5 protein-coding genes, 1 tRNA gene and 2 pseudogenes are annotated in these 7,497 nt (G+C 68.5%); 4 read left to right on the top strand and 4 right to left on the bottom strand.

Features of this window, described 5'->3' with window-relative positions:
- Positions 1 to 174: pseudogene (locus A5702_RS25670) on the top strand (UDP-glucose 6-dehydrogenase); the annotation flags it as partial.
- Here A5702_RS25670 and A5702_RS12110 read toward each other — a convergent pair.
- The 4 genes and pseudogenes from A5702_RS12110 to A5702_RS12095 all read right to left on the bottom strand — a co-directional run.
- Positions 144 to 1,145, bottom strand: a pseudogene (locus tag A5702_RS12110) (hypothetical protein); the annotation flags it as partial. The pseudogenes A5702_RS25670 and A5702_RS12110 sit on opposite strands and share 31 nt — an antisense overlap.
- Before the next feature lie 218 nt (positions 1,146 to 1,363).
- Positions 1,364 to 3,208 (bottom strand): hypothetical protein, encoded by a 1,845-nt coding sequence (locus A5702_RS12105; protein ID WP_231965049.1) that lies wholly within the window; start codon positions 3,206 to 3,208, stop codon positions 1,364 to 1,366.
- A gap of 132 nt (positions 3,209 to 3,340) precedes the next feature.
- Complete coding sequence (dcd, locus tag A5702_RS12100) at positions 3,341 to 3,913, bottom strand: dCTP deaminase (RefSeq protein ID WP_055400524.1); 573 nt, start codon at positions 3,911 to 3,913, stop codon at positions 3,341 to 3,343.
- 23 nt (positions 3,914 to 3,936) lie between these two features.
- Entirely contained in the window at positions 3,937 to 4,593 is a 657-nt protein-coding gene (locus tag A5702_RS12095) for a hypothetical protein (protein ID WP_068220957.1), read from the bottom strand.
- Between the two features lie 184 nt (positions 4,594 to 4,777).
- Between A5702_RS12095 and A5702_RS12090 the strand changes: the two genes are divergently transcribed.
- From A5702_RS12090 to A5702_RS12080, 3 genes are all read left to right on the top strand, one after another.
- Positions 4,778 to 4,851, top strand: a tRNA-Gly gene (locus A5702_RS12090).
- A gap of 314 nt (positions 4,852 to 5,165) precedes the next feature.
- Entirely contained in the window at positions 5,166 to 6,002 is an 837-nt protein-coding gene (locus A5702_RS12085) for a carotenoid biosynthesis protein (protein WP_055400535.1), read from the top strand.
- Between the two features lie 212 nt (positions 6,003 to 6,214).
- A partial coding sequence (locus A5702_RS12080; protein WP_068220964.1) for a lipase family protein occupies positions 6,215 to 7,497 on the top strand: 1,283 nt, incomplete at its 3' end.

Below are 7,497 nucleotides of genomic sequence, written 5' to 3'. Positions count from 1 at the left end.
GCCACCCACGCCGTCGGAATGGCGGAACTGGGACACGAGGTCGTCGGGGTCGATATCGACCCCGGCAAGGTCGCCAAGCTTGCCGGCGGTGACATTCCCTTTTACGAGCCCGGCCTGCGCAAGCTGCTGCAAGAGAACCTGGCCGCGGGCCGGCTGGGAGCGACGACGACGTTCTGGTTCGGGTTGGGCTGGACGTTGGCCGTGGGCCGGATGGCGATGGCCAGCGAGACGACCAGCGCCACCAGGCCGACGACGAAGACGCCGGCCACGATGCTTCCCACCAGCCGGAACGAGCTGCGCTGGGGGTCGCCGGCGTCGACGAGCGCGGTCGCGCCGGTGTGCGCGCCGGTGTACAGGTCGTCGGCGTCGTCGGGCACCGCGCTGTAGGCGAGCGCGTCCCTGCTCAACGTCCCCGGGGTGTCGAAGTAGCCGGGCGTGATCCCGAATGGGGCGATGGCGCCGGTGCCCGGGTCCTGGGCGTAGGCCAGCGCCGCGGTGGACGACGAGAAGAGCGGCGCGTTCGCGGAGGCGAGCGCAGCGCCCCGCGCCAGCGCGGTCTCGGGCTCTTCGGGCGCCGACAACGGCAGCGATGTCGCCGCCTCCAGCGCGGGCTTGATCAGCGGGATGTCGATGCCCGAGCCGACGACGAACACACCGTCCGGCCGCGTCTCCAGCGTCTCGGCGTGCGAAACCATCGTGGCCAGCTGGGCCACCGCGGCCTCGTCGTCCGCCGGGAGGGGCTGCCGCTGAACGTCGACGATCGACCCGTCGGCGCTGTTGACGACGGCCAGTGTCGCGGTGTCGGGCTCGATGTAGAGCAGCGCCGTCTGAGCGTAGTTCGTCTGGCTGCCGACGGCCTGCGCCAGGGCGGCCGCGGCCAGGAAGGCCGAGACCAACATCACGTTCTCGACCTTGTGCGCCGCCAGCGCATCCCGCAGGGCGGCGGCCTCGATCGGGTCGGTGAAGGTGACCCCGGTCGAGGCGAGTTGGTAGCCGCCCTCGGCTGCGCCCTCCCGCGTGCCCAGGATCGCCGAAACTACCTGATTCGCCGCGCTGAGCGTTGCGGCGTCGTCCTCGGGCGGGACGTCGAAGTTGTCTTCGTCGACGGTGGCGCCTTCGCCATTCTGGCCTTCGACCAGCACCATTCGGACGGCCGTCGGCGCCATCGACACGCCAAGTACCGTGTCCAAAGCTCCTCCATGGTTCGCTTGCTAGTCCTGATGATGAGGACGTGGCCGCCGCACCCCGCGAAATCGCCAGAGGTCACTGGGTCCCCACCGTGTTTTTCCCCTAGTAATCCGATTTTACGCGTGTTCGCGACCTTGTGCGCCGCGCGGCGACCGGCCGGGGTAGCCCTCACCGGCTATTTGTGGCTGCCACCGCCTCCGCCACTGTGACCGCCGCCACCGCCGCCGCCACCGAAGCTGCCGCCGCCCGGTCCGCCGCCGAACAGGCCGCCGGGGCCACCGGGCGCACCGCCGCCGGAACCGGGTGACGGGACGTGCCCGCCGCCCAGCCCACCGGGGCCGGAGCCAGGCGGAGGGACGTGCCCACCGCCGAGGCCGCCGTCGCCGGAAGTGGGAGGCGGGATGTGCCCACCGCTCGACCCGCCGGTGCCCGAACCGGGCGCCGGGACGTGGCCGCCGCCCAGCCCACCGGGGCCAGAGCTAGGAGGCGGGACGTGCCCGCCGCCGAGGCCGCCGCCGTCGCCGGAGCCGGGCGCCGGCACATGCCCACCACTCGACCCGCCCGTACCCGAACCGGGCGCCGGCACATGCCCACCGCCCGAGCCGCCCGTGCCCGAATCGGGCGGAGGTTGGTGCGGCGGCGACTGCGGGCCGGTGCCGCCGGACTGCGGCGGCTCCGGGACATGCACGGGCGGTTGGGGCACCACCACCACCGGCGGGGGCGACACGTGCGGCGGCGCCTGGATCACCGGCGGAGTCAGCACGGGGTTGGGAACGGGCACGCGGACCGGGGGCAGGATCACCGGCGCGATCGGCGGAACGACCACCGGAACCGGCACCACCGGCGCCGCCGGCACCGGCGCGGGAATCGGAGGCGCCGCGGGCGGTGGCGGGGCCGCCGGCATGGGCGCGGCGAACTGCGGGGTCATCGGCTTGGGCGCCGCCACCGGCTCCGGCAGGTGGATCTTGGCCGCCGGGGCCGACGCCTCGACGGGCGCCGGCGCCTCCTGCGCCGGAACGATGAGGTGCTGTCCCGGCGTGGGCTGCAACGCGACGGTGCCCGTCGAGCGGATGCCGATGGCGAGCGCGATCTCCAGCGCCAACACCGCGCTGATCCCGGCGACCGCCAACCCGCTACCGATCAGCAGGGCCGGCCGGCGCCGCGGCTGGCTCTCTTCTTGCACGAACAGCTTCTCGATGACCACGGTCGGCGAATCGGCGTCCTCGTCGGGCACCGCGCTGTAGGCGAGCTCGTCGTCGATTCCGAAGGGCGCGTAGAGGTATTCGGGCAGCGAGTGCTGGTCGACGACGCCGGTGCCGGGGTCCTGCGCGTAGGCCAGCGCGGCGGTCGAGGAGGCGAACAGGGGCGCGTTGGCCGCCGCCAGCGCGGCGCCGCGGGCCAGCGCGGTCTCCGGCTCCTCGGGGACGCTCACCGCGAGCGAGGTCGCCGTCTGCAGCGCCGGCTTCAGCGGGGCGATGTCGACGCCCGACCCCACCACCAGCACGCCGTCCGGCGCGGCCGCCAGCTTCTCCAGGCCGCCGATCATGCCGCCGAGCTGCGTGGCGGCCTGGTCGTAGGAGTCGGCGTACAGGGGCTGCTTGTAGACGTCGGGGATGGACCCGTCCGAGGTCTCGACCACCGCCAGCGTCGCGGTGTCGGGCTCCACGAACATCACCGCGGTGCGCTCGTAACCCATTGCGGCGCCGACGTTTTGGGCGAGGGCCGTGGCGGCGAGAAACGCCGACACCAACATGACGTTCTCGATGCGATGGGCGGCCAGCGCGTCGTGCAACGCCGCCGCCTCGAGCTGGTCGGTCCACGTCACGCCGATCGAAGACACCTCCAGCCCGGCGTCGGCCGCGCCCTCCTGGGTGCCCAGGATGGCGGCGAGCACCTGATCCGACGCGCTCGCGGTGGCCGCCTCGTCGGCGGCGGCGACGTCGAACACGTCCTCTTCTACGGTGGCGCCGTCGGCGTATTCGCCTTCGAGGACGACCATTTGGATCGATGCCGGTGCCATCGACACCCCGAGCACGATATCCAAGACAAACCCCTCCAAAGGTATTGCGCGTTGAACCACGGCCTGGCGGAGGAAAAAAACCGTGGCTAACTAAGTATCGCGCAGAACGGGGGCGAGGGCTCCCCGCGGAAGCTATGTAGACCTTATGAAGTTCTGATAGGACCGCGACGGCGTGGGTCCGCGCTGGCCCTGGTACTTGGAACCAACTTGCGAACTGCCGTAAGGGTGTTCGGCCGGGCTGGTCAACCGCAGGATGCACAGCTGACCGATCTTCATCCCCGGCCACAGCGTGATCGGCAGGTTCGCGACGTTGGACAGCTCCAGCGTGATGTGGCCGCTGAAGCCCGGGTCGATGAAGCCGGCCGTGGAGTGGGTCAGCAGGCCCAACCGGCCCAGGGACGACTTGCCTTCCAGCCGGCCCGCCAGGTCCTCGGGCAGGGTGAACAGCTCCAGCGTGGAGCCGAGCACGAACTCGCCGGGGTGCAACACGAACGGCTCACCCTCGACGGGTTCGACCAGCGTGGTCAACTCGTCCTGCTGCTTGGCCGGATCGATGTGGGTGTAGCGGGTGTTGTTGAAGACGCGGAACATGCAGTCCAGGCGGACGTCGATGCTCGATGGCTGCACCAGGGTGGCGTCGTAGGGGTCGATGCCCAACCGGCCGGCGGTGATTTCGGCCCTGAGGTCACGATCGGAGAGCAGCACGCGACGAGCCTAGCCGCTGGCCGTCAGTCAGCCAGATACATCTCCCCACCCTTGGGGTAGCCCCCGCCGGTGGTCGTGACGTGGACGTGGTCGTAGTGGCCGAGCCGGCTCGGCTGCGCTCCGCCCGGCGTGTAGTAGACGCCGCGCCAGATCGCGTCCTGGATCCCGAAGCGCCGCGCGTTCTGCATCACGTACGCGACGATCTCGTCGCCCAGGGCGATGCCGTCGGCGCTCTGCGGGTTGGGGATCATCACGTCGATCGCCAATCCCAGCGGGTGCCAGGGCAGCGGATCCGGTCGCACGCCGCCCATTTCGTGGATCTGGGGGAACTTTGCGGTGATGGCGCGCGAGACCAGGATCGTCCGCACCTGCAGGCCCTGTTCGGGGGTAAGCCCGACGGGCAGGAAGCGCGATCGGGTGTGATACCTGGACGCCGCGGGCGGCGGAGCCATCCCGTCGCCACGGGACACATCCGACGCGAGCGTGATCGCCATCGGCTTCGCCGAGACGATTTCTAAGCAGCACGCTGAATTGTCTCCAATAACGGGCGCCGCGATGTGTTGGGGGACGAAAGGGCCGACGTCTCCGGCCGCCGCGAAGAACACCGCGGCGGGCCCCAGCGCCGCTGCCAGGACAAGCGGGGACTTCCGCCGCTTCTTGGCTAATCTGTGCCGACCCACCCCAGGCACATTACGACACGATCACGGAATAATAAACACGCGTCTTCGAATTTGCAGGACAGCGGCCATTTCCGCGGCGGCGGGCATTTGCGCGGCGGGGCCGACGGCCGCGGTCGGGTCGTTGGCGGCCGCCCTACTCGCCCAACGGATCCGCCGCCGGATGCTAGCCTTCCTTGTCGACAGCGCCGATGTAGTTCAATGGCAGAACATCAGCTTCCCAAGCTGAATACGCGGGTTCGATTCCCGTCATCGGCTCCACTTTGACCAGGGCATATAGCCCGGTTCCCGCCCCGGCGAGGCCGGTTGTCCCCCAACGGGTTCCCTTAGTTCGTCACTGAAATACCGCGAGCATCGGCACTGCCTCATGCCGCCGAATAGCTGAGATCCGCAACTCCGGGCGATAGCGTGAGCAAACAAGAATCGGCGTGCGTCGGGCGCCGAACAGCACGGCTAGGAGGGTGCGCAAGGTGACCAGTGAAGAGACCACCCAGCGAGCGCCAGCCGTTACGCAGACGCGATCGTCTCGCCGAACGGGGGCACGGTTGCAGATTCTCTGGGCATCGTGTTGGGTCTTGTTGTTCCTCACGCTGGTCGCCGCGCTGGTTATGGCGGTGCGTCCGTCGCTGGCTGCGCAAGCCGGGGCCGCCCAATTGGGCTTTCTCGTTCTGTTTGTCGTCGTCCATGCGTGGCTGGGCTACTTCGCACGAGGCGTGGCCGCATTCGTCGCCATCGCCGGCGTTGTTGCGTTCGCAATGGAGGCAATCGGTGTCGCGACCGGTTTCCCGTTCGGCTCCTACACCCATCACCTGCCCGGTCCGAAGCCCCTGGGCGTTCCCCCAGTGGCCATCGTCAGCTGGATCATTTTCGGCTGGCTGGCCTGGGCACTGGCCCGGGTGATCATGCGACCCGCTCCCGATGTGGCCGTGGGTAACGCCGAACGCTTTACGACGCCCATCGTGGCGACGTTCATTCTTGGGGGTTATGACCTGGTAAACGACCCCATCGGTGCGACGGCGCACGACTGGTACTCCTATCACCACCCGACCGGCGCGCTGGGAGTCCCGCTGACCAACTATCTCGGCTGGCTGCTGACGGGCTGGCTGATCTTTCAGCTCGTAGCGCTCGTCGAGGCGCGATTCCCCGGGAGCCCCGCCACCCGAACCCGCCCCTATTGGCTGCTGCCGTGCCTGTTCTGGCTTTCCACCGCCACTCAGGTCTTCGCCGCCCTGACCCACCCGCCGGACGGCGTTGCGGTCCGCGGCGGCAAAACCATCCAGATTGCCGACGTGTACGAGTCAGGCGCATCGGCAGCGTTATTCACCATTCTTCTCACGGGAATCATGGCGCTGGTACGCCTCTACAGTCGCCAACCGTCAAAGATCCCTCATTCCCGTACAGAGGAGGCCTGATCGTCGGTGGGTGGGGCCGCAACCGCCCGACTGGTGCGAGTCGTTCCGCGCCAGCGCGTTTCTCGGAAACTGGATGCGCACCGAGCCCACGCCGTAATTCGGCGGGAATTTCGGATGGCCGGTGGTTGACAAACCGGTACCGCGGGTAATGGCTAACTCGGGGCCGCGTGAATGCGTGCCATCAGCGATACGCCGAGGGAGTCGCCACGCCAATGGACAGCTCTTCCGCCACACCAGTGCGCGTCAGCAGCAGCGCGCCGCACGACGCGCTGCGCCGCGGCGAACGGCCGATCTCACCCGACGATGACCCGTTCTACCGGGCGCCACTGGGATACGAGCACGAAGAGCCGGGGACGGTGTTGCGCTCGCGCGACGTGGAGATCGGATTCCTGGGTCTCATCAGTCAACGAGTGAAAGCCACTCAGTTGCTGTACCGCACCACGAATCTGCACGAAGAACCGGAAGTCGCCGTGACGACAGTGCTGGTCCCGGCGCAGCGCGAGTCAGACGTCGCTTATCCGGTGCTCTCCTATCAATGCGCGATCGACGCTGTGGCGTCGCGCTGTTTTCCCTCGTTCGCCATGCGGCGCGGCGCGGGACCGATCGGTGCGTTCGTCCAAGCCGAGTATTTGTTGGTGACGGCCGCGCTGGCCGAAGGCTGGGCGGTTTGCGTACCGGACCACGAAGGCTGCCATGGCATGTGGGGCGCTCCCGTCGAGCCCGGCTACCGGATTCTGGACGGGTTGCGTGCCGCTATGCGGTGCGAGCGATTGGAATTGTCGCCGTCTGCCCCGGTGGGTCTGTGGGGATATTCAGGGGGAGGACTGGCGTCGGCGTGGGCGGCCGAATTATGTGAGCGATATGCGCCGGAGCTCAATATCGTTGGCGCCGTTCTCGGTTCGCCCGTCGGCGACCCGGGCAGTGTGGCGCGCCGCCTCAATGGCAGCTTCTTCGCCGGTCTCGCCGCACTGATGATTTCCGCATTGACGCAAGTCTTTCCCGGCGCGCAAAGGGTCGTCGATGAGCACGCGACCGACGAGGGCAAGGCGTTGCTCGACGAGTTGCAGACGATGACGACTGCCCAGGCGGTATGGCAGTTTCGCAACGTCGACATCGGGTCCTACGTCGACATGACGGCCGACGAGCTGTGGGACTTGCCCGAAGTGCGCCACATCTTCGACGAGACCAGGCTCGGCAAGTCGGGGCCCAAGCCTCCGGTGCTGGTCGTACAGGCAGTGCACGACGGAATCATCAGCGTCGACGATGTCGACGCACTGGTGGCTCAGTATGAACGCAACGGCGTGTCGGTCACCTACCACCGCGACCGGTTCTGTGGGCATCTGCTGTTGCATCCACTGTCGGCGCCCATGACGCTGAGGTGGCTGCGCGACCGATTCACGGACCGGCCGATCAACGAGCACAGAACCCGCACGGTGTGGCCGACGCTGTTCAACCCGTCGACGTACTTGGGCATGGTCAAGTTGGGCGTCATCAC

Origin of the sequence: Mycobacterium sp. E3339, assembly GCF_001666915.1 — a bacterium.
GTDB lineage: Bacteria > Actinomycetota > Actinomycetes > Mycobacteriales > Mycobacteriaceae > Mycobacterium.
Note: the sequence above shows the minus strand (reverse complement) of the source record. Positions and strands in the feature narration are given on the sequence as shown.